The 25321-nt window shown below is 64.9% G+C and carries 26 protein-coding genes and 2 riboswitches; of the genes, 14 read left to right on the top strand and 12 right to left on the bottom strand.

Annotation, left to right across the window (positions count from 1 at the left end; all coding sequences use genetic code 11):
* Positions 1–106: 106 nt before the first annotated feature.
* From istA to gcvP, 8 genes are all read left to right on the top strand, one after another.
* Positions 107–1696, top strand: a complete 1590-nt coding sequence (gene istA, locus ACWV14_RS12930; protein WP_454901620.1) for an IS21 family transposase — start codon at positions 107–109, stop codon at positions 1694–1696.
* Entirely contained in the window at positions 1686–2489 is an 804-nt protein-coding gene (gene istB / locus ACWV14_RS12925; RefSeq protein ID WP_454901618.1) for an IS21-like element helper ATPase IstB, read from the top strand. The genes istA and istB overlap by 11 nt, the downstream gene beginning before the upstream one ends.
* Before the next feature lie 139 nt (positions 2490–2628).
* Complete coding sequence (locus ACWV14_RS12920; protein ID WP_454908977.1) at positions 2629–3189, top strand: hypothetical protein; 561 nt, start codon at positions 2629–2631, stop codon at positions 3187–3189.
* Positions 3189–3701, top strand: a complete 513-nt coding sequence (locus tag ACWV14_RS12915) for a PaaI family thioesterase (RefSeq protein ID WP_454908976.1) — start codon at positions 3189–3191, stop codon at positions 3699–3701. The genes ACWV14_RS12920 and ACWV14_RS12915 overlap by 1 nt, the downstream gene beginning before the upstream one ends.
* Positions 3702–3715: 14 nt before the next feature.
* Positions 3716–4840, top strand: a complete 1125-nt coding sequence (locus ACWV14_RS12910) for an alkene reductase (protein ID WP_454908975.1) — start codon at positions 3716–3718, stop codon at positions 4838–4840.
* Positions 4841–4893: 53 nt separating this feature from the next.
* A riboswitch (glycine riboswitch) is annotated at positions 4894–4984 on the top strand.
* A 12-nt stretch (positions 4985–4996) separates the two neighbouring features.
* Positions 4997–5109, top strand: a riboswitch (glycine riboswitch).
* Positions 5110–5154: 45 nt separating this feature from the next.
* Positions 5155–6327, top strand: a complete 1173-nt coding sequence (gene gcvT, locus ACWV14_RS12905) for a glycine cleavage system aminomethyltransferase GcvT (RefSeq protein WP_454908974.1) — start codon at positions 5155–5157, stop codon at positions 6325–6327.
* A gap of 60 nt (positions 6328–6387) precedes the next feature.
* Positions 6388–6759, top strand: coding sequence for a glycine cleavage system protein GcvH (gene gcvH / locus ACWV14_RS12900; protein ID WP_093055555.1), 372 nt, complete (start codon positions 6388–6390; stop codon positions 6757–6759).
* Positions 6760–6807: 48 nt separating this feature from the next.
* The gene (gene gcvP / locus ACWV14_RS12895; RefSeq protein ID WP_454908973.1) at positions 6808–9717 is read left to right on the top strand and encodes an aminomethyl-transferring glycine dehydrogenase; all 2910 of its coding nucleotides are present in this window, start codon (positions 6808–6810) and stop codon (positions 9715–9717) included.
* Between the two features lie 46 nt (positions 9718–9763).
* Here gcvP and ACWV14_RS12890 read toward each other — a convergent pair whose 3' ends face one another.
* The gene (locus ACWV14_RS12890; protein WP_454908972.1) at positions 9764–10675 is read right to left on the bottom strand and encodes a DUF3014 domain-containing protein; all 912 of its coding nucleotides are present in this window, start codon (positions 10673–10675) and stop codon (positions 9764–9766) included.
* A 135-nt stretch (positions 10676–10810) separates the two neighbouring features.
* Positions 10811–11926: a DUF2855 family protein gene (locus ACWV14_RS12885; RefSeq protein ID WP_454908971.1), complete on the bottom strand. Its 1116-nt coding sequence runs from the start codon at positions 11924–11926 to the stop codon at positions 10811–10813.
* A gap of 49 nt (positions 11927–11975) precedes the next feature.
* Between ACWV14_RS12885 and ACWV14_RS12880 the strand changes: the two genes are divergently transcribed.
* Positions 11976–12599 (top strand): TetR/AcrR family transcriptional regulator, encoded by a 624-nt coding sequence (locus tag ACWV14_RS12880; protein WP_454908970.1) that lies wholly within the window; start codon positions 11976–11978, stop codon positions 12597–12599.
* Here the strand turns inward: ACWV14_RS12880 and ACWV14_RS12875 are convergent.
* A complete protein-coding gene (locus ACWV14_RS12875) occupies positions 12574–13251 on the bottom strand; it encodes an alpha/beta hydrolase (RefSeq protein WP_454908969.1) in 678 nt (225 codons plus the stop codon). The two genes, ACWV14_RS12880 and ACWV14_RS12875, sit on opposite strands and share 26 nt — an antisense overlap.
* A gap of 16 nt (positions 13252–13267) precedes the next feature.
* Positions 13268–14320, bottom strand: a complete 1053-nt coding sequence (locus ACWV14_RS12870) for an NAD(P)H-dependent flavin oxidoreductase (protein WP_454908968.1) — start codon at positions 14318–14320, stop codon at positions 13268–13270.
* A gap of 104 nt (positions 14321–14424) precedes the next feature.
* Between ACWV14_RS12870 and ACWV14_RS12865 the strand changes: the two genes are divergently transcribed.
* Positions 14425–15387: a hypothetical protein gene (locus tag ACWV14_RS12865; protein ID WP_454908967.1), complete on the top strand. Its 963-nt coding sequence runs from the start codon at positions 14425–14427 to the stop codon at positions 15385–15387.
* 49 nt (positions 15388–15436) lie between these two features.
* Here the strand turns inward: ACWV14_RS12865 and ACWV14_RS12860 are convergent, their stop codons facing one another.
* Positions 15437–16738, bottom strand: a complete 1302-nt coding sequence (locus ACWV14_RS12860) for a UDP-N-acetylglucosamine 1-carboxyvinyltransferase (RefSeq protein ID WP_454908966.1) — start codon at positions 16736–16738, stop codon at positions 15437–15439.
* Between the two features lie 261 nt (positions 16739–16999).
* Between ACWV14_RS12860 and ACWV14_RS12855 the strand changes: the two genes are divergently transcribed.
* Entirely contained in the window at positions 17000–17413 is a 414-nt protein-coding gene (locus ACWV14_RS12855) for a GFA family protein (RefSeq protein WP_454908965.1), read from the top strand.
* Positions 17414–17984: 571 nt separating this feature from the next.
* Here ACWV14_RS12855 and ACWV14_RS12850 read toward each other — a convergent pair.
* Positions 17985–18107, bottom strand: a complete 123-nt coding sequence (locus ACWV14_RS12850; RefSeq protein WP_454908964.1) for a hypothetical protein — start codon at positions 18105–18107, stop codon at positions 17985–17987.
* Between ACWV14_RS12850 and ACWV14_RS12845 the strand changes: the two genes are divergently transcribed.
* Positions 18106–19266, top strand: a complete 1161-nt coding sequence (locus tag ACWV14_RS12845; protein ID WP_454908963.1) for a hypothetical protein — start codon at positions 18106–18108, stop codon at positions 19264–19266. The two genes, ACWV14_RS12850 and ACWV14_RS12845, sit on opposite strands and share 2 nt — an antisense overlap.
* A gap of 75 nt (positions 19267–19341) precedes the next feature.
* Here the strand turns inward: ACWV14_RS12845 and ACWV14_RS12840 are convergent, their stop codons facing one another.
* The 6 genes from ACWV14_RS12840 to ACWV14_RS12815 all read right to left on the bottom strand — a co-directional run bounded on the left by ACWV14_RS12840 (position 19342) and on the right by ACWV14_RS12815 (position 23721).
* The gene (locus tag ACWV14_RS12840; RefSeq protein ID WP_454908962.1) at positions 19342–19875 is read right to left on the bottom strand and encodes a hypothetical protein; all 534 of its coding nucleotides are present in this window, start codon (positions 19873–19875) and stop codon (positions 19342–19344) included.
* Between the two features lie 3 nt (positions 19876–19878).
* Positions 19879–20322: a gamma-glutamylcyclotransferase family protein gene (locus ACWV14_RS12835; RefSeq protein WP_454908961.1), complete on the bottom strand. Its 444-nt coding sequence runs from the start codon at positions 20320–20322 to the stop codon at positions 19879–19881.
* Positions 20319–21083: a tRNA-uridine aminocarboxypropyltransferase gene (locus tag ACWV14_RS12830; protein WP_454908960.1), complete on the bottom strand. Its 765-nt coding sequence runs from the start codon at positions 21081–21083 to the stop codon at positions 20319–20321. Before ACWV14_RS12830 ends, ACWV14_RS12835 begins: the two co-directional genes overlap by 4 nt.
* A 26-nt stretch (positions 21084–21109) precedes the next feature.
* Positions 21110–22150: an SLAC1 anion channel family protein gene (locus ACWV14_RS12825; protein WP_454908959.1), complete on the bottom strand. Its 1041-nt coding sequence runs from the start codon at positions 22148–22150 to the stop codon at positions 21110–21112.
* An 88-nt stretch (positions 22151–22238) separates the two neighbouring features.
* The gene (locus tag ACWV14_RS12820) at positions 22239–23210 is read right to left on the bottom strand and encodes a GlxA family transcriptional regulator (protein ID WP_454908958.1); all 972 of its coding nucleotides are present in this window, start codon (positions 23208–23210) and stop codon (positions 22239–22241) included.
* Positions 23211–23385: 175 nt separating this feature from the next.
* Positions 23386–23721 (bottom strand): hypothetical protein, encoded by a 336-nt coding sequence (locus ACWV14_RS12815; RefSeq protein ID WP_454908957.1) that lies wholly within the window; start codon positions 23719–23721, stop codon positions 23386–23388.
* A 370-nt stretch (positions 23722–24091) separates the two neighbouring features.
* On the opposite strand from ACWV14_RS12815, the gene ACWV14_RS12810 reads away from it, so the two are divergent.
* Positions 24092–24595, top strand: coding sequence for a GNAT family N-acetyltransferase (locus tag ACWV14_RS12810; protein WP_454908956.1), 504 nt, complete (start codon positions 24092–24094; stop codon positions 24593–24595).
* Between the two features lie 289 nt (positions 24596–24884).
* Positions 24885–25280, top strand: a complete 396-nt coding sequence (arr, locus tag ACWV14_RS12805; RefSeq protein ID WP_454908955.1) for an NAD(+)--rifampin ADP-ribosyltransferase — start codon at positions 24885–24887, stop codon at positions 25278–25280.
* Positions 25281–25321: the final 41 nt, after the last annotated feature.

The raw sequence follows: 25321 nt of genomic DNA, 5'->3' as shown, positions 1-25321 counted from the left end.
GTGTTGATTTCCATCCAGAAGTGACCCACTTGGCCCGGTGATTTCCATCTAAATCTGACCCACGTGATAACCCTAACCTGCTGCTTTTAGCAGCAGGAGCACAGGAGTGATTGACGTGGCGACACTGAGTGTCATCAGGCGTTGGGCACTGCGAGAGCAACTGTCCATCCGAGAGATAGCCCGGCGCACGGGCTTGTCTCGCAACACCATCCGCAAGTACCTTCGCGAGGGCGAGGCGGCGCCCAGCTACGCGAAGCGCATCAGCCCGAGCAAGCTCGACGCGTTCGCCGAGAAGCTCGGCGGCTGGCTCAAGAGCGAGGCGTCTAAGTCACGCAAGCAGCGGCGCACGCTCAAGCAGATGCACGCCGATCTGGTGGCGCTGGGCTACCAGGGCTCCTACAACCGCGTGGCGGCCTTTGCACGAGCGTGGCATGCGCATCTCCACGAGGTCCAGCAGACGACCGGGCGCGGCACCTTCGTGCCTCTGGCCTTCGGTCCCGGCGAGGCATTCCAGTTCGACTGGAGCGAGGACTGGGCCGTCATCGCTGGTGAACGCACCAAGCTGCAGGTGGCGCACTTCAAGCTCAGCCACAGCCGTGCGTTCATCGTGCGCGCCTACCTGTTGCAGACCCACGAGATGCTGTTCGATGCGCACAACCGGGCCTTCGAGGTACTCGGGGGCGTGCCTCGGCGCGGCATCTACGACAACATGAAGACCGCCGTGGACAAGGTACGCCGCGGCAAGGAGCGCGACATCAACGCGCGCTTCAGCGCCATGGTCAGTCACTACCTGTTCGAGGCCGAGTTCTGCAACCCGGCCTCGGGCTGGGAGAAGGGCCAGGTCGAGAAGAACGTGCGTGATGCGCGCCACCGGTTGTGGCAACCTGTGCCGGCGTTCGCCACGCTGGCGCTGCTCAACGACTGGCTGGAGGACCGCTGCAAGGCGCTGTGGGGCGAGATCGTCCACGGCAAGCTGCCAGGGACCGTAGCCGATGTCTGGGCGCAGGAACGGCCACTACTGTTGCAGATCCCCAGACCCTTCGATGGTTTCGTGGAACACACCAAGCGCGTCTCGCCCACCTGCCTGGTGCACTTCGAGCGCAACCGTTACAGCGTTCCGGCCTCCTACGCGAACCGGCCAGTGAGCCTGCGCGTGTACGCCGAACGCCTCGTCGTGGCGGCCGAGGGCCAGATCGTGTGCGAGCACACGCGCATCATTGACCGTCGCCACGACACCGCAGGTCAGACCGTCTACGACTGGAGGCACTACCTGGCAGTGCTGCAACGCAAGCCAGGAGCGCTCAGGAACGGAGCGCCCTTCAGCGAGCTGCCGCAGGGCTTCCGGCGGCTGCAGGCCGCGCTGCTGAAGCAGCCAGGCGGAGACCGCGAGATGGTGGAGATCCTGGCGCTGGTGCTGCACCACGACGAGCAGGCAGTGCTGACCGCGGTCGAACTGGCGCTGGAAGCCGGCGTGGCCAGCAAGACTCATGTGCTGAATGTGCTGCACCGACTGCTCGATGCCAAGCCCATTGCGCCGGCGCCTGTCACGGCACCGCAGGCACTGCGCCTGATGAACGAGCCGAAGGCCGATGTGCTGCGCTACGACACGCTCCGGGGGCGTGCCAGCGCTGCTGGCGGCCTGCGCGGGCCGCTGAACTCCAAGTCGAGTAGCCAGGAGGTGCGCCATGCGACATGACCCTGCCAGCGGCGCCATCGTGATCATGCTGCGCGAACTCAAGATGCACGGCATGGCCCAGGCCGTCGCGGAGCTGGCCGAGCAGGGATCGCCGGCCTTCGAGGCGGCCCAACCGATGCTCTCGCAGTTGCTAAAGGCAGAGACAGCCGAGCGGGAGGTACGCTCGGTGGCCTACCAGTTGAAGCTCGCTCGCTTCCCAGCCTATCGCGATCTCGCTGGCTTCGACTTCGCCAACAGCGAGGTCAACGAGGCGCTGGTGCGTCAGCTACACCGATGCGAGTTCATGGACGATGCGCAGAACGTGGTGCTCGTGGGCGGTCCGGGCACCGGCAAGACCCACATCGCCACGGCGCTGGGCGTGCAGGCCATCGAGCACCAACACCGCCGGGTGCGCTTCTTCTCGACGGTAGAACTGGTCAACGCACTCGAGCAAGAGAAGGCCAGTGGCAATCCCGGCCACATCGCGCACCGACTGATGTACGCGGACATGGTGGTGCTCGATGAACTGGGCTACCTGCCGTTCAGCGCATCAGGTGGCGCGCTGTTGTTCCATCTGCTGTCCAAACTCTACGAACGCACGAGCGTGGTGATCACAACCAACTTGAGCTTCAGCGAGTGGGCCAGCGTCTTCGGCGACGCGAAGATGACGACGGCGTTGCTGGACCGGCTCACGCATCACTGCCATATTCTGGAGACCGGAAACGACAGCTTCCGCTTCAAGCACAGCTCGGCTCAACCCGTTCAAGCAGTCCAACCTAAAAAGGAGAAAGCCAAGAACTTATCCACACCGTGAGCCGGCTGGCTCGCAAAGAGGGTGGGTCAATATTCGATGGAAATCGCGGGTCAGGATTCCATGGAACTCAACAATCACGCGTCTATTCGAAGGTCGCGCCCGACGACCGGGTTCTCGCGCCCTATCCGTTGATGAGGGAATGAACACAAGAATTTCTGGATTGCAAATGCTGCCTCCTCATCCCCGATCTTTCTTCCTTGCAGGCGTCATGCAGGGCGCGCGCGGCGGACGCGATCTCGCGGACCAGTCGTACCGCCCGGCGATCGCAAGAGCCATCCGACGCCACTTTCCGAATGCCGTGGTGCACGACCCCGCCGAACGAATGTGGGACAACCTGCAAACCTCCCGCGAACGCATTCGCGAGGCGCACACCGCCTTGCTCCAGACGCCCAAGGTAGCCAGGTCCGACCTGGACCCTGCGCTGCTGGAGTTGACGCAAATATTCCACCGGCAGACGGCGATGGCAGGTAACTGCGATGTCTGCGTCGTCTTCCTGCCGAACAACGAGCCAAGCATGGGAACAGCCGCGGAGATGTTGACAGCCCACAACGCTGGACGGTTCGTGGTGGCGATTACCCGTATGCGGCAGAACCTGGCTGTGCTCGCCTGCTCCCAACTGATTGTCGAAAGCATGGAGACGTTCGAAAACTGGCTTTCGACGCTTGCAGTTTCACCCACGACGAAGGAAGGAGCGACCTGATGGTTGATGTTGAACTGTTGGTACGCGAGAGCGAGCGACCGGCGGAATTCCCCGGCCTCGATATCAAGACGAAATACCGCAAGGTATTGAATGAAGTGGTGGACGGCACCGATATCGCACCGATCCCGATTGCGACGATCGGCCTTCCTTTTGCCACGCCATGCGCTGCGAGCTGGGAGTACGGACGGCTCTCCGGTGTCTACACGCCACCTTCGCATGCCGCGATGCCTACCGGCAACATCTTTGGCGGATACCTCACGGGCCTGGTTGACCAGTGGGCCGGACTCGCTACTTACTCGGTCATACCCGATCGACTGCAAGTGCTCACCGTCAACATGAACATGGACTTCAAGGCCCCGGCCGTGATTACGGAAACCCGGCTGCAGGCCAGCGTGACGGCATTGACGGAAAGAAAAGCCATCGTTCAGGTGCTCGCCTGGCAGGCTGACATCCTTCTCTTCGAGGCGAACGTGGTCGAGGTCCTGGCGCCCTGGCGCGTCAAGCCAGCCTGAGGCTGGGGATCACAATGAATCGGACATCGCCACTTCTGCGCCCGATCACGATATCGGGCACCCTTTTGAACAACCGCGTCTTCATGGCGCCGATGACGCGCATGCGGGCCAACGGCACGGAATGTCCGACACTGCTGACCGCCAGGTACTACGCACAGAGGGCAACCGCCGGTTTGATCGTCACCGAGGCCACGCAGGTCTGCGCCCAAGGCAAGGGCTACTTCGGCACACCGGGTATCTACACTGATGCGCAGGAAGGTGCGTGGAGCCGCGTGGTGAAAGCGGTGCACGAAGCGGGCGGCCGAATTGCAATGCAACTCTGGCACGTGGGGCGCATCTCGCACAGCCTGAACCAGCCGGACGGCGCGCAGCCGGTCGCTCCTTCAGCCGTCGCCACACGACGCTCGAAGGTAAGCGTCTTCAAGGACGGGCGAATCCAGGAAGTGCGCTGCGAGCCAGCAAGGGAGCTTTCAGGCGATGAAATTTCCGTGATCGTCTCGCAGTACGCGGCAGCGGCGGAACGTGCAAAGCGGGCAGGCTTTGACTTTGTCGAAATTCATGCGGCCAACGGCTATCTGATCAACCAGTTTCTTTCCACGAATACCAACCTTCGGACAGACCAATACGGCGGCTCTCTTGAAAATCGGGCCCGCTTCCTGGAAGAAATCGTCGATGCGGTCTCTCTTGTCATCGGCGCAGGCAGGGTCGGAGTTCGCATATCGCCCAATGGGGTATTCAACGATATCGCCGACAGCGAAGCCGAACAAATGGCCTGTTTGCTAGCCCACAGCCTGAACGCCAAGGGGATCGCGTATCTGCATGTCGCAGAACCAGACTGGGCGGGCGGCGTTGCATTGACTGCAGCATTCCGACAGGGGCTACGCGAAAGATTCAGGAATTGCCTGGTTTTTTGCGGAAATTTCGACCAGAAATCAGCGGAGGAATTGCTGGCGCAAAAAGTTGCGGATGCGATGGCGTTTGGTCGTCTGTACATCGCGAATCCGGATCTGGTGACTCGCTTTGCCGGCGGCGCCAGGCTGAATGTGGCCGACCCATCGACTTTCTATTTCGGCAACACCAAGGGGTATACCGACTATCCGTCATTGGGAAGCTCCGAGGCCACAACGGCAACCGCTTGACCAGAGCGGCCGGCCGATAGTCCTTGGAACATGCCCTAGCCGATCAACTACACTCTCGAAGGTCAGGAGAGAGCCCCGCAAGCCGGGGCCGCCGAAGGCGCAGGGGTTTCCCGAACGCTCAGGCAAAAGGACTGACAAGGCGCCGGAAAACACCGGCGTTTCCTTGCTGGAGAGAGGCCGCCGTACCGCAAACGGCGCAGCGGCCCACCGAAGGAGCAAACCCCGATCGTGGGGCGAATCTCTCAGGTAAAGCGGACAGCAGGGGTGGCCCATGGCTTGCGTCATGGATTTTGTCTGCCCCTTTGGAGTGCCCCGTGGCCGCTTCCTCCGCACCCGCTACCGAACTTCTCAAGACGCCGCTGCACGACCTTCACGTGGAGCTCGGCGCCCGCATGGTGCCCTTCGCCGGCTATTCCATGCCGGTGCAGTACCCCGCCGGCCTCATGGCCGAACACAAGCACACGCGCGACGCGGCCGGCCTGTTCGACATCTCCCACATGGGCCAGCTGCGCCTCGTCGGCCCCGACGCCGCAGCCGCCTTCGAAACCCTGATGCCCGTCGACGTGATCGACCTGCCCGCCGGCAAGCAGCGCTACGGCCTGCTGCTGAACGACGAAGGCGGCATCCTCGACGACCTGATGTTCTTCAACGAAGGCCACGGCTCGCTCTTCGTGATCGTCAACGGCGCCTGCAAGGTGGCCGACATCGCCCACATCCAGCAGAAGATCGGCGCCCGCTGCGAAGTGCAGCCCTTGCCCGACCACGCCCTGCTCGCGCTGCAGGGCCCCCAGGCCGCGGCCACGCTGGCGCGCCTGTCGCCCGGCATCGAGCGCTTCGTGTTCATGACCGGCGGCGCGGTGCAGATCGGCGGCATTCCCGCCTTCATCACGCGCAGCGGCTACACCGGCGAAGACGGCTTCGAGATCTCGGTGGCCGCCAAGGATGCCGACGCACTGGCCCGCCTGCTGCTGGCCCAGCCCGAGGTCAAGCCCATCGGCCTGGGCGCGCGCAATTCGCTGCGGCTCGAGGCCGGCCTGTGCCTCTACGGCAACGACATCGACACCACCACCACGCCGGTCGAGGCCTCGCTCAACTGGGCGATGCAGAAGGTGCGCCGCGCGGGCGGCGCGCGCGAAGGCGGCTTCCCCGGCGCCGCGAAGATCCTCGCGCAGCTTGCCGCTGCCACGGCTGGCACCGCCGGCCACACCGACCACGACACGCTGAAGCGCAAGCGCGTCGGCCTCGTGGCGCTCGAGCGCATTCCGGTGCGCGACGGCACGCTTCTGCAGTCCTTCGAAGGCCAGGACATCGGCATCGTCACCAGCGGGCTGCTCGGCCCCACGGCCGACCGCTGCATCGCCATGGGCTACGTGGCCACCGCCTTCGCCGAGCCCGGCACCCGCGTGCAGGCCATCGTGCGCGGCAAGCCGGTGCCCATGGAAGTCTCGACCATGCCTTTCGTGCCGACCCGCTATTACCGCGGCTGAACGCGGCAGACCCGGCTAGGCTCTGCACCCCGATTCATTTTTTCCACGAGGAGTTTTCTCATGAGCATCAAGTACACCAAGGACCACGAATGGGTGTCGGCCGAAGGCGACGCAGCCACCGTCGGCATCACCGTGCATGCGCAGGACGCGCTGGGCGACGTGGTGTTCGTCGACCTGCCCGAAGTCGGCAAGACCTTCGCGCAAGGCGAAGTTGCCGGCGTCGTCGAGTCGGTCAAGGCCGCAGCCGACGTGTTCATGCCCGTGTCGGGCGAGATCACCGAAGTCAACGAAGCCCTGCGCGCCGACCCGTCGCTGGCCAACAGCGACCCGCTGGCCGCCGGCTGGTTCTTCAAGGTCAAGCTGAGCGAGCCCGCGCAGCTCGACGCCCTGCTGGACGCCGCCAGCTACGACAAGTTCGCGGCCGAATCCTGATCGCCTGATTCTTCTTCCGAGCCCCCTTCCTCCCGAGCCCTCACCGCCATGCCGATTCCCGCCCTTCCCTCTTTGCAAGAACTAGAGAACGCCGAAGAGTTTCTCGCCCGCCACATCGGTATCGATGCGGCGGACGAGGCGCGCATGCTGCCGGTGATCGGCTCGGAAACGCGGGCGGAGCTCATCGACGGCATCGTGCCCGCGGCCATCCGCCGCGCGCGACCGATGCGGCTGCCGGCCCCCGTGACCGAAGCCGACGCGCTGGCCGAGCTGAAGGCGATGGCGTCGAAGAACAAGGTGTTCAAGAACTTCATCGGCCAGGGCTACTACGGCACGCACACGCCGGGTGTCATCCTGCGCAACATTCTCGAGAACCCCGCCTGGTACACCGCTTACACGCCCTACCAGGCCGAGATCTCGCAGGGCCGCATGGAAGCCCTGCTCAACTTCCAGACGATGGTGTGCGACCTCACGGGCATGGCCATCGCCAACGCCTCGATGCTCGATGAAGCCACGGCAGCAGCCGAAGCCATGACGCTCGCCAAGCGCAGCGTGAAGAGCAAGAGCAACGTGTTCCTGGTGTCGGGCGACTGCCATCCGCAGACCATCGAGGTCATCAAGACGCGCGCCGCGCCGCTGGGCATCGAAGTGAAGGTGAGCACGGTGTCGGAAACGCTGCCGCACCTGATGGTGAGCGGCACCTTCTTCGGCGTGCTCGCGCAGTACCCCGCCACCACCGGCCACGTGCACGACCTGCGCCCGCTCGCGGGCCATGCGCACCAGTGCGACGCCGCCTTCATCGTGGCGGCCGACCTGCTGGCGCTGACGCTGCTGGTCGCGCCGGGCGAGTTCGACGCCGACATCGTCTGCGGCACCACGCAGCGCTTCGGCATGCCGCTGTGCAACGGCGGCCCGCACGCCGCCTACCTGGCCTGCCGCGACGAGTTCAAGCGCTCGCTGCCGGGCCGCCTGGTGGGCGTGAGCGTCGACACGCACGGCCAGCCCGCCTACCGCCTCGCGCTGCAGACGCGCGAGCAGCACATCCGCCGCGAGAAGGCCACCTCCAATATCTGTACCGCCCAGGTGCTGCCGGCCGTGGTGGCCAGCATGTACGCCGTGTACCACGGGCCAGACGGCCTCACGCGCATCGCGCAGCGCGTGGCGGCGCTCACCGCCATCCTGTCGACGGGCCTTTCGCAGATGGGCCGCGAGCCGGTCAACACCACCGCCTTCGATTCGCTGACCATCCGCACCGGCGACGACACGCCGGCCATCATCGAGCGTGCGCAGGCAGCCGGCGTCAATTTGCGCCAGCGCCTGCAGCAGCACCTGGGCATCTCGCTCGACGAGACCACCACCCGCGCCGACGTCGAGACGCTGTGGACCCTGTTCGCGCCCGTCGGCAAGCCGCTGCCGCGCTTCGACGACCTGGCCGCGAACACCACGCCGCTGATCCCCGCAGACCTGCGCCGCGCCAGCGCCTTCCTCACGCATCCGGTGTTCAACACCCACAAGAGCGAGACCGCCATGCTGCGCTACATCCGCAGCCTGTCGGACAAGGACCTCGCGCTCGACCGCAGCATGATCCCGCTGGGCAGCTGCACCATGAAGCTCAACGCGACCAGCGAGATGATCCCCATCACCTGGCCCGAGTTCGCCAACATCCATCCTTTCGCACCTACGGACCAGCAGCTCGGCTATGCCCAGCTCGATGCGCAGCTGCGCGCCTGGCTGTGCGAAGCCACCGGCTACGCTGGCATCAGCCTGCAGCCCAACGCGGGTTCGCAGGGCGAATATGCGGGCCTGCTGGCCATCAAGTCCTTCCATGAAGCCAAGGGCCAGGGCCACCGCAACATCTGCCTGATTCCGTCTTCCGCGCACGGCACCAACCCCGCGAGCGCGCAGATGGTGGGCCTGCAGGTGGTGGTGACGGCCTGCGACGCGCAGGGCAACGTCGACATGGACGACCTGAAGCGCGCCTGCGAAAAGCACAGCGCCAACCTGGCCGCGGTGATGATCACCTACCCCAGCACGCACGGCGTGTTCGAAACCCGCGTGAAGGAACTCTGCGAGCTGGTGCATGCGCACGGCGGCCGCGTGTACGTGGACGGCGCCAACATGAACGCGCTGGTCGGCGTGGCTGCGCCGGGCGAGTTCGGCGGCGACGTGAGCCACCTGAACCTGCACAAGACTTTCTGCATTCCGCACGGCGGCGGCGGCCCGGGCGTGGGTCCGGTCTGCGTGGTCGAAGACCTGGTGCCGTACCTGCCGGGCCATGTGACGGCCGGCGTGCCGTCGCACGGCGTGGGTGCCGTGTCAGCAGCGCCGCTGGGCAACGCGGCGGTGCTGCCGATCAGCTGGATGTACTGCCGCATGATGGGCGCCAAGGGCCTGCAGGCCGCAACCGAAACGGCCATCCTGAGCGCCAACTACATCAGCGCGCGCCTGAAGGACCACTACCCCACGCTGTACGCCAGCCCCAACGGCCACGTTGCGCACGAGTGCATCCTGGACCTGCGCCCGCTGAAGGACACCAGCGGCGTCACCGCAGAAGACGTGGCCAAGCGCCTGATCGACTATGGCTTCCACGCGCCTACGCTGAGCTTCCCGGTGCCCGGCACGCTGATGGTGGAACCTACAGAGAGCGAGCCGCTGGCCGAACTCGACCGTTTCATCGACGCGATGATCGCCATCCGCGGCGAAATCCGCCGCATCGAGGAAGGCGTCTGGCCGAAGGAAGACAACCCCCTCAAGCACGCGCCGCACACTGCCGCAAGCCTGCTGGGCACCGAGTGGAGCCACCCGTACTCGCGCGAACTCGGCGCGTTCCCGCTGGCCACGCTCAAGAACGCCAAGTACTGGCCGCCCATCGGCCGCGTCGACAACGTCTACGGCGACCGCAACCTGTTCTGCAGCTGCGTGCCCGTGGGCGACTACCAGGAAACCGAAGAGGCCTGAGCCTCGCCGGCCGGACCGGCCGGGCCGGCCGGTCTATTGCGACTGGCTACTGCGACTTCTTCTTCGCGATGTCGGCGGTCGCGATCTGCTGACGCAGCCCGCGCAGGCTGGCCTTCATCTTGCGCTCGTTCTCCGGCCCCATGCGCACCATGATCTTCTGGCCGGAGCTCGCTTTCTCCAGCTCCTGGTCGACGTACTCGTAGCGCACCCAGGGGCGCTGCGAAGGCACGTCGCCCTTCACCTCGACCAGCCGCACCTGCACCGGGCCCTTGGGCTCGGGCGCCTGCAGCAGGTTGTCGATCACCGCGATGAGCCGGTCGTTGAAGTAGCGCCCCGGGTAGCCCAGCTCTTCATAGGCCTGCTGGAACAGCGGATAGAGCTTGGCGTAAACCGCCGCGGCCTTGGCCGGATCGACCGATTGCACCAGCAGCACGAAGCCGTTGTAGCGCGCCGCGTTGTTGGCGGAAATGGTCTGCGCCTCGCCCTGCCCCTCGGTGATGAAGCGCTGGCCCGTGGGCTGCACCGGCCATGCGCTGGCGGGCGCCTGCTCGCGCGCGAGGTTGTCTACCGTGGCCACGAAGCGCCGGACGATGCCGTCGGAACGCAGGAAGCTCTCGGCGTTCTTCGCGCCCAGCAGATCGGCCAGTGCCTTCATCACGCGCGAATCGGAATCGGCGAGCTTGGGCAGCGCGGCGTCAGGCGGCGCGAGCGCATCGACGGGGTTCTGCGGGCCGGTGGGCTCGGCCCGGGCGGGGGGTGGAGGCGGTGGCGCATCGGCGGGCGCCGCGGCCACGGGCGAGGGCTCCGGCGGCTTTTGCTGTTGCTGGTACCAGCGCCAGCCGAAAAAGGCTGCCGCCAGCAGCACCAGCACGATGACGATGATCGTGCCCACGGGCGTTTCACGGCGGGGGCGGAATTCGGGCGCGTCGCGCGTGTCGCGGATGTCGCTTTCGGGCATGGGTCGGTTTCCTTTGGCTGGCGTGGAAGGCACAGGGAGACGAAGGCTATGGTGCACCAATAAGGGCACCGCCGCGTCCGCATCGTCCCCCATCGTCGTAACGCCCTGTGACGTGCCGACCCGGCAGAAGTTCAGTCAGTCTGCGAGCCGCACCACATGCGCCTGCCGCGGGTCGACCTTGCCAGCGTGCAGGTCGGCGATCACCGCCTGCGCATGCGCGAAGCCTTCACCCTGCGCCAGCGCCATCCAGCGGTTGCCGGGGCGGCTGATCTCGGCAATGAACCGGCCCTGCGCCTCGTTGAAACGGCGGTTGACCTCCTGCGGGCCCCAGTCGGCATTTCGCTTGCGGATCTGCACCGGCGCGAAATAGAGCTGCGGCGTGGGTCCGGGCAGCGACGTGGTATCGCCGAGGAACTCGGTCTTCTGCGCCGATCCCGCATAGCAGTCGTAGACCAGCGATTCGCCGAAGTGGTGGTGCACCGTCGCGCGCAGTTCGTCGTTGCCGGAGAAGTCGACATACAGCGTGGGCACGTCGGACGGCAGCGTGGCGATCTCTTCATAGGCCAGCGTGCGGTCGTAGCAGCCAAGGCCTTCCACGAAGGCGCGATTGCCGTTGGACGTGGCGGCAATCAGCGTCAGCCCTTCGCGCTTGCCCAGGCAGAAGGCCGTGCCGAACGCGGTCTTGCTCGACGCGCTCGACACCACCACCTGCTTCGCGCCGAAGAAGCCGTTGTCTTCCAGGAATTCGGCCAGCATGAAAGAAGTGATGAACAGCGGACGCACCAGCATCTGGTAGTCCTCCAGCGCGGCAACGTAGCCCGCGTCGTTGCTGCAGCGCATGTACTGGTTGTAGGCCGACACCAGTTCGCTGCGGTGCGAGGCGCCGTCGTAGAAGCCGCGCGGCGTCACGCGCACCGGCTGCATGCGCAGGTGGCTGGCGATCGGGAAGTAGCCGTAGAAGCGCTCGCCCACCGCCACGCCCTCCACGTTCGAGGCAGCCACGTCGGCGAAGCCCCAGGCCGGCATGTGGCCCCAGTCGTCATCGCCGGTCGGAAAGAACTGCCAGTACTTCATGACCGCGTCGCCGAAGGCCGCGTAGGTGATGTTGTTGGTGGTCAGCGAGAAGCGGCCGATCTTCATCAGCACCTCGCCGGGTTGCAATGCGCCGGTGTCCTCCGTGGTCACGACACGGGTAGTGCCGAGTGCGTTCTTGCGCGTCTGGAGGCGGGTTAAAGTGAATGCGTTGTTCATTCGCAAACTGTATGGCGGCCCGCTTCGCGGCGGGTTCGGAAACCCGTCGATGCCGGACGCACCCCGCTCCAAGCCCCTGAAACGCCCCACGCAGGCACGCAGCAAGTTCACCGTGCAGGCGATCTACGACGCCTTTGTTCGGATTTGGAACGCGTACGGCTGGGAAGGCGTGACCACCCGCGCCGTGGCGCTCGAAACCGGGATCGCGGTCGGCACGCTGTACGACTACTTTCCCGACAAGGAAGCCCTGCTCTCGGGCTATGTGCGCCACTGCATCGAGGCGCTGCTCGCACGACTCGACGCGGATGTGATCGCACCCGAAGACATCGGCTGGCGCGAGCGGGTGCAGCGCCTGGTGCGCATCACCTGCGACACGCAGCTCGAAGGGCTGCCCGCCTTCGACCACGAGATGCTGATGCTCGAACACCGCGTGGCCGAGCCCAAGCACCATCGCCGGGTGTACGACGAACTCGCGGCACGGTGGCTGCGGGCCTTCGCGGCCTGCACGGACCTGGAGCCGCAGCCCTCGCCCGACACCATCCACGCCCTGCTGACCGCCTGCTGGGGCGCCCGCCGCTACCGTCTGCTGGTGCAGCCCGACGCAGCCAGCGACAACGGCTACTGGCTCGCGGAGATAGAAGCGATGGTCACGGCGCGTCTGGCGACGCGCTGAGCGCCTGCAGCCACGCCAGCGTGGCCTGCAGCTCGGCCGGGCGGATCTCGTGCGCGCCCGGGAAGTCGCCGCCCGACAGCGTCAGCGGCAAGGTGCGCGCCAGTTCGCGCGTCACTTCAGCCGCGCTGGGCGGAATCACGTTGTCAGAACTGCCGTGGCTCACCCACAGCGCCTTGCCCTCGAAGGCCTCGGCCGGCGCGACATTCGGCACCACTTGCGACAGCAGCCGGCTGTGCCACACCATCGCGGCGCGCACGCTCTCGGGCTTGGTCAGCAGCAGCGACAGCGCCATGATCCCGCCCTGGCTGAAGCCGCCGACGATCACACGCTCCGGCGGCACGCCGAGCTGCTGGCCGGCCGAGGCGATCATTTCGCCGACGAGGAAGCGGCTCTCGCGCTCCTGCTCTTCGTTGATCAGGCGCTCGCCATTCGGCAGGAACTGGAACTCGAACCACGCATAGGCATCGGGCGACAGCACATACGGCGCGCGCAGGCTCAGCACATGAAAGTGCGGCGGCATCATGCGCGCGAGACCGAACAGGTCCTGCTCGTTGCTGCCGACGCCGTGCATCAGCACCAGCAGCCAGGGTTCGGCGGTGCCCGGCCGGGCCGCGTGTTCGAGGAATTTGAGGGGCAGGTGAAGTTGGGTCATGGGGTGGTAGCAGTGCTTATCGGATTGCCTGAAAGCCGCGTGCCAGTTCGCGCGTGAGTTCGGCCGCCGGCACCTCGCGGCAGCCGGTCGCGTTCTGGCCCGACCACAGCGGAGAAAAATCGCCGCTGCCCTTTGCCTCGGCCTTGGCACGAAGCGGCGCAATGCCCGAGGTGGCCAGCGGGAACTCCGGCGCCGCCGCGCCGATGGGGCCCAGGTCGCGCATCACACGGTTCACGATGCCGCGCGCGGGCCGCCCGGTGAAGAGATTGGTCAGCGCCGTGTGGCGCGCGGCTTCGCTCTTGAGCGCGGCGCGGTGCAGCGCGCTGGTGGTCGCCTCGTTCGTCAGCATGTAGGCCGTGCCGATCTGCACGCCTGCCGCGCCCAGCGCCATCGCGGCGGCCACGCCGTTCGCATCGGCGATGCCGCCGGCCGCGATCACCGGCAGCTTGACGGCACGCACCAGCTGCGGCAGCAGCGCGAAGGTGCCGAGCTGCTTCGTCAGGTCATGCGACAGGAAGTGCCCGCGATGCCCGCCGGCCTCCAGGCCCTGGGCAATGACCGCATCCACGCCGCGCGCCTCGAGCCACAGCGCCTCGTCGAGCGTGGTGGCCGAAGCCAGCACCTTGGCGCCCCAGCCGCGCACCCGGGCGAGCAGCGCCTCGGACGGCAGCCCGAAATGAAAGCTCACCACCGGCGGGCGGAACTCGGCGATCAGGTCGGCCACATCCGCGCTGAACGGGTTGCGCCCCGGCCCGGCGGGAATGCTCGCGGCGTCGATGCCGTGCTCCGCGTAGTACGGCGCCAGGGCGGCGCGCCATGCGGCTTCGCGCTCGGCGCTCGGCTCCGGCGGGGTGTGGCAGAAGAAATTGACGTTGAAAGGCTTGTTCGTGCCCGCGCGAATGGCCGTGAGCTCGCTGCGCATGACGTCGGGGCTCAGCATGGCGCCCGGCAGCGAGCCGAGCCCGCCCGCGTTGCTGACCGCGATCGCCATCGCGCTGCCTTGCACGCCGGCCATGGGCGCCTGGATGAGAGGGAGTTCGGTGCCGAGGATCTGCTGCAGCGTCGTCATTCGAAATGCGTCCTGGAGTGTCGGGGAGCGGCCATTGTCCGGTCTGCGGGGAAGTGACGGCGGCGGCGGGGTCATCCGCACGCGGCTTCGGCACAATCGCGGGCATGCACATCCCCAGTTCCGACAGGCCGCGAGCCGCCCTGGCCAAGGCGGCCGTTGTTGCCGCGCTCCTCGCGCTGGCCGGCTGCTCCCAGGAAGACAGCAGCAACACCGCCGCTGACGTTCCGGCCGCCACCGAGGAAGCACTGGCACCGGCCGCCGAGCTCTCCGCGCCGGCTTTTTCGGCCACCCTGAAGCGCGGCGACCTCATGCCGCTGGTCTTTCCCGGCTGGGAAGACAAGGACAAGGGCCGCGTCGGCACCGTGGCGCTACCCGACATCGGCAACGACGGCAAGCCCGTGCCCGACAGCGAAGGCGAGCAGCAGGCCGACGTGTCGCCGCGCGAGGTGGTGCGCCTGGACGACACCCACGCCGTGATGCTGACCGAGACCGTGCCGCTGGACGATCAGGGCCAGCCCATGAACGCCCATGTGGCCGGCGCCTGGATCGGCGCCTATTTCTTCGAACAGGGCAACGACGGCTGGGCGCTGTCCAAGCGCAACGACGCGGTCGGCTATCAGGGCTTCATGGGCAGCATCGGCAAGACTGCCATCGAGCGCATCGCACCGCAGCACTTCGTGCTCACCGCCACCAGCGGCAGCTGCTGGCAGGGCTACTGCGGCAGCTGGCTTTCGGTCTACGAACTGGGCACGAGCGAGGTGCGCCAGATGGTCGACGGCATTCCGCTGTCGGCGAGCAACGGCGGCGTCGACGGAGCCTGTGAGCAGGTGCTGGCCAACGAAAGCCCCGAGACACCACCGCGCGGCAGCTGCTTCGAAATCGAAGGCTCGGCGCAATTCGCGCTCGGCACCGACGACGAGCCTGGCGAGATGCGCCTGGTGTTCAGCGGCACGCGCACCTCCGGCGCCGGCGCGCGCGCCGAGTCGGTCGACAGCACCGTGGTGTACGCCTACCGCAAGGGCAGCTACGTGCCGGGCAGCGGGCGCAACCCGGTGCCGTCGTTCTGAGGCACGGACTGCAGCTGGCAGCCCGCAGCCCGCCTGGCCTCAACTCGCTTTATTCCTCGCTGGTCCACTCCACCTGCACGCCCAGGCTGCGCAGGTTTTCCACGAAGCGCGGGTGCGCGCGGCGGATCGGCGTGGCATTGCGAATTTCCGAGCGGCCTTCGATGCTCGCCGCCACCATGAACAGCGCGATCGCCACCCGAATGATGTAGGGGCTCTCGACCACCGCAGGCGTCAGCGGATTGCCGCCGAAAGTAATGAGCCGGTGCGGGTCCGACGAGAACACATGCGCGCCGAACTTCGACAGCTCGCCGGTCCAGCCCAGCGCGCCGTCGTACACCTTGTTCCAGAACATCGCGTTGCCCTGAGCGCGCACGCCCAGCGCAATGAAGATCGGCAGCAGGTCGACCGGAAAGTACGGCCAAGGCGCCGCCTCCACCTTCGTCAGCACGTTGCTCGTGAACGGTGTCTGCACCTTCAGCGGACCGCCGCGCAGCGCACGCGACCAGCCATCTTCATGCACGATCTGCACGCCGAACTTCGCGAAGGTGCGGTCCAGCAGCGGAAAGTTTTCAGGCGCGCTGTTGCGCACCACCACGTCACCGCCGGTGATGGCGCCGAGCGCGAGGAAGGTGGTGATCTCGTGGAAGTCTTCGTCGAAGCGGAACTCCCCACCCTTGAGCGTGCCGCCGCCGTGCACCGTGAGCCGCGAAGTGCCCATGCCGTCGATGCGCACGCCGATCATGGCCATGAAGCGGCAGAACTCCTGCACATGCGGCTCCGACGCGGCGTTGGTCAGCGTCGAGGTGCCGCCCGCGGCAGCCGCGCACAGCACGAAGTTCTCGGTGGTCGTGACCGAGGCGTAGTCCAGCCAATGGTCGGTGGGCGTGAGCCGGCCCTTGCTGTGCACCAGCAGCGAGCCCTCGGTGCGCTCCACCTCGCCGCCGAAGCGCTGGAACACCTCCACGTGCGGATCGATCTCGCGCACGCCCAGCGTGCAGCCCTTCACGTTGTCTTCCAGCCGCGCCACGCCAAAGCGCGCGAGCAGCGGCGGCACCAGCATGATCGACGAGCGCATTTCCTCTGGCAGACGGTGCAGCGAGGCGTCGAACGTGGTCTCGCGGTGATGCAGCTCGAGCGTGCCCGTTTCGTGGTCCATGTGCACGTCGCTGCCCAGGGTGCGGAAGATCTCCAGGATCTTGCGCACGTCGGTGATGTCGGGCACCCCATGCAGCCGCAGCGGCTCCCAGGTGAGCAAGGTGGCACAAAGCACCGGCAGTACGGCGTTCTTGTTGGCGGAGGGGGTGATGCGGCCACGCAGCGGCGTACCGCCGTGCACGATGAGGTTGGACATGAAGAGGAAGAAACGGGGGAGCGGGAGGCGGAGGGAAATGGCGCGTAAACAATTCGCGCCCAGAGGTCAGCACTTTACCGTCTGAAAGCGGCATGAACGGCGCTGAAGTTGTAAGAACTTCAAAGCAGGAGCCGCTGAATTGACAATTCTTTCGCGTTACATCCACCGATTTGCCAGGCGACTCACGACGAACTTGTTACTCCCCCGCCACCGCCCTGCCCGGCTAGATTGGTTGCCTCCCGCTTCGAAAGGACAAACCAGATGACCCATGCCTACACCGGCGGCTGCGCTTGCGGCGCCATCCGCTACGAAATTGCGTCCGAACCCGTCTTCCAGAACCACTGCCAGTGCCGCGACTGCCAGCGCAAAAGCGGCACCGGGCACGGCTCTTACCTCACCTTTGCGCGCGGCGGCGTGAGGCACAGCGGCAACGCCACGCTGTGGGACATGGTCGGCGACAGCGGCAACGTCAAGACGCGGGCGTTCTGCCCGACCTGCGGCTCGCCTGTGTACGTGACCTTTGCGGCGATGCCCGACATCTTCACGGTGCATGCGGCGAGCCTCGATGATCCGGGGCGGTACAAGCCGCAGGTCGTCACGTATGCCGTGCGGGGGTATGAATGGGATTTTCTGGACCCGGGGCTGCCGAAGTTCGAGAAGATGCCGCCGATGTGAAAGGGAGGCCCCGCCCTGCGAATTCCTCGCACTGAACTTCGAGCTGGGCGTGAAGAAGACCCAGCGTTGCAGAGAGAAGCCTTTGTAGCGAGCAGCGATGACGTGCATCGAAGAGCGGCGCGGAGTCCGCGTCAGAAGAAGCAGCATCGCGCCGATCCTCGTCCCAACCTAGCAAATGGACCAGCGTTTGCGCGCCGTCGCAGGATGTCCGCGGGCTGCTAAACCCGTCACCACAAATCGTGGCGCGGGGCGAGTTACACGGAATTGACAGCAGCCGTCAATTTGGAGGAGCCCGGGTGATTTTTCTCAAGCCGTCGGCTATTCAACTCGACCACCACCTACCCAAAATGAGGGATGGTGGGAGCTGTCACCTCCACTTAATCTGAAGCAAATCTTAGTCGCCCCTGATTCAGAGTCAGCGACGACACAAGTCAAAAAAGCGCGGGGAGCACAAAGATAATACAAGGGCGAAACACAGTTCAGAAGAACTGTGTAATTACATGACTTAGCCTGCTCAAGAAAGTTTATCCCCAGCGCGACGACCTGAAGAATGACTAAGGCTATATCTATCTCACGCCAAGTCTGTCAGGTCCATAGCGACAAATGTCCAAGGACGGGTTTCAATGTCATCAGAATCAAACTCTTTTTTGGCCACAGCTGTACCGCGATTAGGCGTAGCAGGTAGGGCGGTCATGCGAGTTATCGATCATGACGACATTCGCCGGGTTAACCGACTGTTCATTCCGCTATTCGGGACCGCACTAGGCGCCGCAGTCTGGGTGGGATGGATGGCTAACGCCGTTGGCCCAGTTCTGCTCTGGGTATTTGCCTCTCTGGCAGCAGGAGGCACTGCTGGCTTCCTATTCGGAATTCCGAAGGCCGGCATCACGCAGCGGGTTGAAGATGGTATGCCGCCTGTGCATTCAGCTCGCGCAGGCGCTTCCGCTGGAGACGTAACTGCAGCACTTGGCCGCGACGCGAATCTGCGTGCGAGGCCAAACACCAACTTGGAAGAAGTCTCCGATTGGCTCACCAAGATCCTGGTGGGATTAACCCTTGTCAATCTGAAAGAGCTTCGTGATGGACTCGGGAGCATCAGTGCACACGCAGCAGCAGCACTGCGTCCCACCCCTACAGCGTCAGACATCTCAGTAGCTACCGCACTCATCGTCGGCTTTGGGCTGCTGGGCTTTCTCGCCGTCTATCTTTATATGCGGCTGTTCGTGCAAGGAGCCATAGTCCGAGCTGATAAGGATCTACATAATCAGTACATAAATGCTCTCCAGCGTGCAGAGGAAGTCGGCCAAAGCGAACCAGAGCCGTCGACCAACATGGCTGAGCCAGTGGTTCCATCAGTTGCAAGCCTCCGCGCCGCACAAGACGTGGCCGACGTTGCACCAACCAACCGACCTGAACTCGTGCTCCAGCCGTTGAGAGCGCTTGCGATCCAGTATGAGGAATTGCGTCAGGTCAAAGAATACTCATCAGCGCGTACCCGTCAGATGACAGAAATCGTCAGACGCATGCGTCCGCATGCCATCGCCGCAGCGCCGTATATCGAGGAACTGATCAAAAGCACTTCGACTGGTGAACACCTCGCCGCCTGCGTAATTTTGCAGATGAAGTACATGCCCGAACGAATGGAATGGCTTGCAAGGCGTCTCGTAGAGGAGCGGGCATTTATCGGCTATCAGGCTGCCAGCGCACTACTCGCAAGAATGCGGCTGGCAGGCGTCAGCGAGTGCCAGGCCATTCAGAAGGCGGTCGCCAAGGCCAAAGAGGATCGCACGGCAGTGGGAGCAGAGGAAGGGTCACTCGACAGTTTGATCGATCAGATCCTTGCAACACAGTAAGCGCAAGAAAAAACTGCTCTCCTATACGGCACCGAACCTTCGTTGCTCAATGACAGTTCATACCTCGCCTCAGTATTACCGCCCCGCCAACACCTCAGGCGCGTACTTCTCGTACCACTTCCTCTGCGCGATATTGAGGTCTTCGTAGCTCTTGATCTCGAAGTCGGACAAGGCTTCGTACCGCAGCCCCAGGTAGTTGACCCGCGTGATCCCGCTGTCCATGTTCTTGTAGAAGTTCCAGCCTTGGGCGGACATGCAAAGCATGGCCCCCTCTCTCGTGATCTGTTCGTCCGAATTGCCGAACGACCGCATCACCTGGACTGCGCCGCCGTTGTCCGCCGTGACCCTGAGGTTGAAAAGGATGCACCTGTTCAACGCGGCCACGAACTCGGCGGGCGCGTACTTTTTTTCGACCGACTTGAAATAGAAGCCCCGGTACGAGTAGTCCATCGCGGGGAGGTTGGAACGGACATCGGCCTGGCTCGCCAATTGCGCCCGCTCCGCCGCGGACACCATCGGATCGCCAAATCGGCTGCGCTTTATCGGCCCGCAGGCCGCCAGGGCAATTGCGCATGCCACCGCCAGGATCGTCCGTCCGGTTCTGTGCATCGGTCAGCGCCCTTCGCCGGCAGCAGAGCGCGAACGATAGAGCCCGGCATGCTCCATCGTGTATTCACTCAACGGCCCTGCCTTCACATCCGCCGCACGGAAGTGCTCCGGCGCCTTGACGTACGCATGGACTGAAAGCGCCGAGCGCGATTCACCGTCGACCCGCTCGACAGCAATCGAAACGCGGCGATAGCCATCGGCCTCGGTCACTCTTTCGAGCACGTCCATGGCATCCAGCGTCGCCGGATCGACTTCGAAAACTTGCCCGGCCACCCGCTCGCCCTCGCCCGCCGAAAAGACGAGCCAGGGCGAGAAGCGCTCACCGACCAGGTAGAGCGGATAGCGCTCCACGGTGACGAACTCCCCCGCCACACGCTTGCCGCGATTGGTTGCGAAATTGGGAAAGCCCTCTTTGAGGGTGCCGAAGACAAAGACAAGGTTAGTCATGAGTGAGAAATCGAGTGAGTCGTTTGCGAGCCGCATGCTTCGCGCAGCCGCCGATGCGCGTCGCCATCCCATGCAATCGGCTGCTGGTTCTTCGCGCGCAGGTAGTGGTGCGTGAACACGGCGAGGTAAGCCTCCAGCGTCTGTTCGACGGCATGCTCGCCCGCCAGGCTCATGCACATGGCGGCCACCTCGCTGGTGCAGAAGTGATCTTCGCGCCCGGAATTGCGCAGCTTGTATTGCGTGATCTGCTCCGGCTGCAGGCTCAGCACCGGCAGCCGGTCGAGGTACGGGCTTCTGCGGAACATCTTTCGCGCCTCGCCCCAGGTGGCATCGAACAGGATGAAGAGGGGGCGCTTGCCACCGTCGACATGGCCCGGGTCGGACGGCTGTACCGCCGTCACCACCCGCTCCGGTGCTGCGTACTGGCCGGGGAACACCACGTAGGGCTGCCACTGCGGATCGGCCAGCAAGGCCAGCAATGCGGGATCGACTTCGGTGCGCGCCCAGCCGAAGGCGAAGGTGTCGGCCACCACGTCGGCGATCAGCCAACCCGTGTTGGTCGGCTTGAGCGGCTCGATGTCGGCCATGAGCAGGCACACGCCCGCGCGCGTTGCCACCGTTGGGCGCAACGCGCACATGCAGTGGCTGGGCGCCAGCCGGCAATCGGCGCAGCGCGCGCGCTTGAAGCCGCCCCTGGCTAGAAAGGGCTTGGCGCTTCGCGCCAGGCGCGCGGCGCGGAGAAGGGAAACGGCGTGAGGCATGCGTCGATTCTCGACGCTGTTGCCGCCTATCTTGGTGCCAGCAGCTTCCCGCTCGCGGCGAGCCGGATCGTCCGGAACAGCAGCACGGCGATCAGACCGCTCAGAAAGGCGAGCAGCGCAATCGCCAATGCAGTCATCGCGGGATGCCGCACGTGCTCCGCATAGCGCAGCGCGGCATTGCAGAGCGCGGCAATCGGGAAGCTCAATGCCCACCATCCGGTGGCGAAGGGAATGCTCCGCTTGAAGATCTTGAAGGCCAGCGAGAAGAACACGAAGAGGCCGAAGTAGAAGAGCATCGCGGCGAAGGCGTCGACCCGCTGGAAGAAGTTGGTGTATGCGAGGAAGCCGACTTCGAACGGCGCGATCAGGATCATCAAGGACGGCACCATCTCGTTCGCGAGCTTCTCTTGATGGTGGATCAGCCTGGACATGATCATCGTGAAGAAGACCAGCGCGACCATCGTGCCCACGGCCATCGAGAACAGGTTGAGTTCCCTCGCCCAGCCCATCGGCATGGTGCCGCCCGCGACCGTGATGTCGAGCGTTGCCACGCCCGGAATCAGCCACGCCGGAACCGAATGGCCCGCATCGACCTTGCCCCGCAGAAGCCGGCTGACGATGGTGAAGGACAGCGCAATGGTGGCCGCCGCGCCGATGCTCCAGAGAATCTCCGACGCCCGGCTGCTGAGCGGCGCCACGACCGATGAGATCAGCAGGATCGCAATGGTCACCGTGCCGAAGAAATTGCCGGCAATCGGATGCAGGAACTCACCCCGCACGGCGGACGGATGCAGCACCGCCTTTGCGGCATAGGCGACGCAAAGCACCACGAAGATCGCGACGGCGATGCTGCTGATCGCCGCATCGACAAGAGGGCTTGCGCCGAACTGATGACCGGCCTGCCGCCAGGCCAGGGCCAACCCCGAGATGCCCATGACAGAGGCGAACAGATTGACCGGTAAATACTGAATGGATGCCTGCCGCGGAATGGCCGCCTGGCTCAGCGTGTGCGTGGTGTTGATACGTGCTCCTGTGGAAGATGGGCTTCCCCCGCGAGCCTCATGCATGCTTGCGGGAGCGACGTAAAAAGTCTATGGGCGGCACACGCGGCGCAGGCTCTGGCAATGGCGCGGTTTGCGCCATTGATGGCCGTTTTCAGGCCACCGACGGATCGGACCTGAAGCGCTGGCGGTATTCCCTAGGCGTCGTGTCGAGCCGTTTCGCGAAGATCGTCCGCATGTGGTTCGCGCTATGGAACCCGCACCGGAACGCCACCGTCTTCAGCGGCAGGTCGGTCTCTTCCAGCAGCTTGCGGGAGAAATCGACCCGCACCTGCTCGACGAAAGCCGAAGGCGTCATGTTCGCGTTCTTGGCGAAGACGCGCGAGAAAGTGCGCCGGCTGACGCCCACCGCATCGGCGAGTTGCTCGATGGACAACTGCTCGTCGATGTGGTCCGTCACGTGGCGCAGCACCTTCGCCACGATGGTCTCTTCCTTAGGGCCGGCCGCCAGGAAAGGGCTGTACTGCGACTGCCCGCCCTCGCGGCGGATGTACACGATGAGCCGCTTGGCAATGCGCAGCGCGAGTTCGTGGCCCCAGTCTTCGGTGATCAGCGCCAGGCAAAGATCGACGCCAGCCGCGACACCGGCCGAGGTGAACAGGCTGCCATCGCGCACGAAGATCTTGTCGGGCCGCACGCGCGCCCTTGGAAACTGGGCGATGAGCCGATCGACGTCATGCCAATGGGCGGTGACCTCCTTGCCATTCAGCAGCCCCGCATGGCCCAGCGGGAAGGCCCCGTTGCAGACCGAGCCGAACCGCCGGGCACCGGCGGCCTTGGCATTCAACCACTGCAGGAAGCTCGGCTCGTAGTCGTTCACCGCAGGCAGCTTCGGGCTGCCCGCCACGAGCAGGAGATCGGGCTGGCCGTCATAGTCGAGGTAGCCGGTCCCGACATGAAGCGCCATGCCGTTGGCACAACGAACGCTCCCCGCGCGCATGCCCACGAGCTCGATCTGGTAGTGGCGGTCGGGCGGGAGAAAGCTGTTGGCCTCGGTAAAGACGTCCATCGGCGCGGCCACGTCCAGTGCCTGCACCCCTTCCAAAACGACGATGACCAGCTTCATGATTCGGGCGTCCGGTTACGCACAGGCGACCCGGCCCGTGAACGTGAACCCGGCATGGAAGAGCCGCACATCGCAGCCGCCTGCCGCGGCTCGGAGCCCGATGAGACGAGGAACGCCGTCTGCGCCGGACGCGCTTTGAGATGTGCTGCTCATCCGAAGATGATGGCACAGGCGCTCAGGGCGTCAGGGCGTCGCACTGGCTTTCGATGCGGGCATGAAGCAGGCTCAGCGACACCGTGAGCAATCGCTGCAGCGCGCCGCGCTGGCAGGCATCGAAGAGCGGCGCGGGGTCTGCGCCGGACAAGGCGGCATCGCGGCGGTCTTCGTCCCAGGCGAGCAGCTGGGCCAGCGTGCATGCGCCCTGGACGACGTCGCGCGCATCGTTGAGGAATGCGGCCTGGTTTTGCTGGTGAGGGTGGAGCCGTTCAGCCTCGATCCATTCGAAGGGCCTGAACTGGGCGGCGGGACGGTGCGGTGCGCTAGGGCAACCGGGGTTTGGAGCGAGGGGCATGGACCTTCCAAGGATGTCGATTTGCAGAAACCGACGCACCCGCTGCTAAACGAGGGCGGCAGCTCGAACGGGTTAGCAGACCGGGACATCCTTGCGGAAACCGGCAGGGCGCGAGCCCTCCCGTTCGAGCCGCCTAAAAAGGAAGCGCGAACGAAAAAGCCGCAGACCATGTGCGGTGACTGCGGCTTTCGTCGCAGGATGTCAGCGGGCTGCTAAACCCGGCCCCGCTCATCGCGGGGCGAGAGGCAATGTACGCGGTCTTTGGAAAGTCCGTCAAGCCGAGGGACGAAAACCGAGTTCTGCTGGCTCAAGCGCGCCTGTTCGGTCGGGCAAGATGTCGCCACTTCCTCAGACCTTGCCAACACCAGAAATGCCACAGCCTGTCTATCTTCGGCCACCTGAGTCGTCTGACGAGCGCGAGTTCTTGGCGTCGGTCAAGAAGAGCGGCGACCTCCACCGTCCTTGGACCTCGCCCCCATCCACGCCCGAGAATTTTCGGGCTTACCTGGAAAAAATGTCCACGCCTGAAAACGCAGCATTCCTTGTTTGCCGGCACGCCGACGATTGCCTTGCCGGCGTCTTCAACATTACAAATATCGTCAGGGGCGCGTTCCAGAGCGGGTACCTCGGCTACTACGTCTTCGCCGGTCACGAGAGACAAGGCCTGATGCGAAAGGGGTTGGAAGCGGTGGTTCGATCTGCGTTCCAAGACCTCAAGTTGCATCGGCTGGAGGCCAACATCCAGCCGACCAACGTCGCCTCGATCGCGCTTGTGAAAGCCTGCGGCTTCACGCAGGAAGGGTATTCACCTCGCTACTTGAACATCAACGGACGTTGGTGCGATCACGAGCGATGGGCGATCCTCGGTGCTTAGTCATCACGACGGGCAGTATTCGGCCAAGATCCGTGCGCTGCCGCCCGAGGTCCTCACGGAATGCCGCAGCCAGGCGGAAGAGTGGATACAGGCGAACGGCTGCAAGCCAGGCAGCCGCGCCGGCGCACTCCTCGTCGTGATCCTGTGGCTGGGCTCAGGGGTCGCGGCTTGGCTCTGGTTCAAGCAGCCTCTGCAAGGTGAGGACAGCAAAGCGAATAGCGCCGTGCGCTGGCTGACACGGAGGCCTTAAACTGCGCGGCCTTCAAGTTGTGCAGAGGAGCAACCCGCAATGGCTTTCTTGCAAACCGGCCCTTACTTCCACGGCACGCGGGCAGACCTCCAGGTGGGCGACCTGCTCACCGCAGGCTTCTGCTCGAACTACGACGAGCGCGTCGTCATGAACCACATCTACTTCACCGCGTGGCCAAAGGGCGCGGGGCTGGCCGCGGAAATGGCGAAGGGCGACGGCCGTGGCCGTGTCTACATCGTCGAGCCCACTGGCGCCTTCGAGGACGACCCCAATGTCACCGACAAGAAGTTTCCCGGCAATCCCACGCGCTCGTACCGCAGCCGGGAGCCGCTGCGGATCGTCGGTGAACTGCAGACCTGGGAGCTCTTCGACGCGGAATACATCCGGCAACTCAAGGAACGCGTGCGCGTTGGCATGGGAGAGATCATCAACTGAATCCCGCCTGCCATGCCGCGCCGGGTAGCGATCGGAATCGC

This window comes from Variovorax durovernensis (assembly GCF_977011995.1).
This window is presented reverse-complemented; position numbering and strand designations above follow the sequence as displayed.